Origin of the sequence: Microbacterium sp. (assembly GCF_031988965.1) — a bacterium.
Taxonomy (GTDB): Bacteria; Actinomycetota; Actinomycetes; order Actinomycetales; family Microbacteriaceae; genus Microbacterium.
In genome coordinates this window covers 4,957-8,159 of record NZ_DALZXX010000130.1, presented here as the reverse complement: position 1 = coordinate 8,159, position 3,203 = coordinate 4,957, and the positions used below count along the sequence as shown (strand labels likewise).

Genomic DNA, 3,203 nt, shown 5'->3' with positions numbered 1-3,203 from the left:
AACGCCACGACCGCGGTCGCCTCAGGGCGTCCTCTGCGGGGAACGGGCTGGCCGAGCGGCGTCGTCAGGTTGCGGCTCATCGCGAGAACCCGACGGCCCGAGGCGGCTGCGCGCGGTGCACCGTGACGGCGACGTCGGCGAACGTCAGCGAGATGGGCGCGTGCGGCTTGTGCACGGTGACCGAGACCGAGTGCACTCGCTCGTCGGCGAGCGCGACGTCGGCGATGCGCTCGGCGAGCGTCTCGATGAGGTCCACGGGTTCGCCCGAGACCACCGCGGCGACGTTCTCGGCGAGCTCGCCGTAGTGCACGGTGTCGACGACGTCATCGGATGCCGCGGCCTCGCGCAGCGGCATCCGCAGCGTCAGATCGATCGTGAACTCCTGGCCGTCCTCGCGCTCGTGGTCGTAGACGCCGTGGCGCCCGAAGACCGTGAGTCCGGTCAGGACGATCTCGTCGAGGAAATCCATGCGTCAACCCTCCCACGCGTGGGCGATCGCGAGAGCATCCCGCGTCGCAGCGACGTCGTGCACCCGTACCGCCCAGACTCCTGCACGCGCTGCGAGTGCACTGGTCACGGCCGTCGCGAGGTCGCGACGCGGCTCGGACGTCTCTTCCTCCGGAGCCGCGTGCTGAAGCGTCTCCGCGAGGAACCGCTTGCGTGAGGTGCCGATCAGAACGCGGGGTCCCAGGGCGACGATCTCGTCGAGACCGCGGAGGAGCTCCCAGTTCTGCGCACCGGCCTTCGCGAACCCGATGCCGGGATCGACGATGATCCGCGAGGGGGCGATTCCCGCTGCCGCGGCCTCCCCCATGCGCTCCTTCAGCTCTCCCGCGACCTCCCGCGCGATCCGTCGGTATTCGGCCTGCGCATACATGTCGGACGAGAATCCGCGCCAGTGCCCGATCGCGTAGTCGGCTCCGGTCTCCGCCACCGCCGCGAGCATGTCGGGATCCGCGAGTCCTCCCGAGACGTCGTTCACGATGCGCGCTCCGGCCCGCACGGCGGCGGCGGCGGTCGCGGCGTTGAACGTGTCGATGCTCACGGGAGCGCCTGCGGCGACGAGATGCTCGATGACGGGCAGCACCCGCTCCTGCTCGACATCGGGGCCGACGCGCTCGGCGCCCGGACGGGTGGATTCGCCGCCGATGTCGAGCACGGTGGCCCCCTCGGCGCGCAGGCGCAGGCCGTGAGCGACGGCCCGGTCGACGTCGAGATAGCGTCCGCCGTCGCTGAACGAGTCGGGGGTGACGTTGACGATGCCCCAGATGCCGGTCATCCGTGCATCGATCCTGCGCCGGAGGCGCCGATCAGCGCGATGAGCTCGGCGCGCGACACGGCATCCGTGTACTCGCCGCGGGCCGCGATCGTCAGCGTCGACGCCTCGGGCTGTCGCCCTCCGCGCATCGTGACGCAGCCGTGGCTGGCGTCGAGCACCACCAGCACGCCGCGGGTGTCGAGGTTCTCGGCGATCGTGTCGGCGATCTGCTCACCCAGTCGCTCCTGCACCTGCGGGCGGGTCGCGAGGATCTCGACGACGCGCACGAGCGCGCCGAGTCCGACGACCTGCTCGCCCGGCAGGTACGCGATGTGCGCGCGGCCGGCGAAAGGCAGCAGATGGTGCTCGCACACCGACCGGAAGCGGATGTCTCGCAGCAGCACGGCTCCCGAGGGCAGCGTGTCCGGGGCGGGGCCCCTAGTCACGCTGATCGTGTGCGCCAGCGGTGCTGCAGGGTCCTCCCCCACTCCGGCGAAGAACTCCGAGTACAGGTCGGCCATCCGCGAAGGCGTCTGCCTCAGCCCCGGTCGGTCGGGATCCTCGCCGATCGCCTCGAGCAGCTCACGTGTGATCCGCTCGACGCGTGCGCGGTCGACGGACACGGGTCAGGCCGTCGCGGGTCGCGCCTGACCGGCACCGGCCGATCCCGGCTGCGTGCGCGGAGCGGCGGCGGGCGCCTCGACGGATGCCGCGAGCGGCATGTCCTTCTTTGGCACCTCGATCGGGGGAAGCTCCGAGACCGGACGTGCCTCGCTCGAGAGCCAGAGCGGGCGCTCGGGGAGCTTGCGCACCTCGGTGAAGATCTCGGCGATCTGGTTGTGGTCGAGGGTCTCCTCCTCGAGCAGCGCCAGGGCGAGCTTGTCGAGGATGTCGCGGTTGGCGCTCAGCACCTCGTAGGCCTCGTTGTGGGCCTGCTCGATGAGTGCACGAACCTCGGCATCCACCCGCTCGGCGACCTTCTCGGAGTACTCGCGGCCGCGACCCATGTCGCGGGCCACGAACATGTCGCCACCCTCGCTGCCGAGCTTGACGGGACCGACCTGCGTGGTCATGCCGTACTCGATGACCATCTTGCGTGCGATCGAGGTCGCCTTCTCGATGTCGTTCGAGGCGCCGGTGGTCGGGTCGTGGAAGACGAGCTCCTCGGCGACGCGACCGCCCATCGCGTAGGTGAGCTGATCCTGCAGCTCGTTGCGTGTGACGGAGTACTTGTCGTCGAGCGGCAGCACCATCGTGTAGCCCAGAGCCTTGCCGCGAGGCAGGATCGTGATCTTCGTCACCGGGTCGGTGTAGTTCATCGCCGCCGCAGCGAGTGCGTGACCACCCTCGTGGTACGCCGTGATGAGCTTCTCCTTGTCCTTCATCACACGCGTGCGGCGCTGCGGACCGGCGATCACACGGTCGATGGCCTCATCGAGCGCGCGGTTGTCGACCAGCTGCGCGTTCGAGCGCGCGGTCAGCAGGGCAGCCTCGTTGAGCACGTTCGCAAGGTCGGCGCCCGTGAATCCGGGGGTCTTCCGGGCGACGATCTCGAGGTCGACGCTCTTCGCGAGCGGCTTGCCCTTGCTGTGCACCTCGAGGATCTTCTGGCGGCCCTTGAGGTCGGGGGCGTCGACACCGATCTGGCGGTCGAATCGGCCGGGGCGCAGAAGGGCAGGGTCGAGGATGTCGGGGCGGTTCGTCGCCGCGATGACGATGACGTTCGCGTTCGGGTCGAAGCCGTCCATCTCGACGAGCATCTGGTTCAGCGTCTGCTCGCGCTCATCGTTTCCGCCGCCCATGCCGGCGCCACGGTGACGGCCGACCGCGTCGATCTCGTCGATGAAGATGATCGCCGGCGAGTTCTCCTTGGCCACGTTGAACAGGTCGCGCACGCGGGAGGCACCGTAGACGGTGTCGGTGGGCATGACGATGAGTTCGCCGC

The 3,203-nt window shown here is 69.6% G+C and carries 4 protein-coding genes; all 4 read right to left on the bottom strand.

Annotated elements, in window-relative coordinates; translation table 11 throughout:
• Nucleotides 1-76 precede the first annotated feature (76 nt).
• Entirely contained in the window at nucleotides 77-469 is a 393-nt protein-coding gene (gene folB / locus RTM68_RS15360; protein ID WP_312172535.1) for a dihydroneopterin aldolase, read from the bottom strand.
• A gap of 3 nt (nucleotides 470-472) precedes the next feature.
• Nucleotides 473-1,279: a dihydropteroate synthase gene (gene folP, locus RTM68_RS15355; RefSeq protein ID WP_312172534.1), complete on the bottom strand. Its 807-nt coding sequence runs from the start codon at nucleotides 1,277-1,279 to the stop codon at nucleotides 473-475.
• Nucleotides 1,276-1,881 (bottom strand): GTP cyclohydrolase I, encoded by a 606-nt coding sequence (gene folE / locus RTM68_RS15350; RefSeq protein ID WP_312172531.1) that lies wholly within the window; start codon nucleotides 1,879-1,881, stop codon nucleotides 1,276-1,278. Before folE ends, folP begins: the two co-directional genes overlap by 4 nt.
• A 3-nt stretch (nucleotides 1,882-1,884) precedes the next feature.
• Nucleotides 1,885-3,203 (bottom strand): AAA family ATPase (locus tag RTM68_RS15345; protein WP_312172528.1); only part of this gene is annotated, 1,319 nt, incomplete at its 5' end.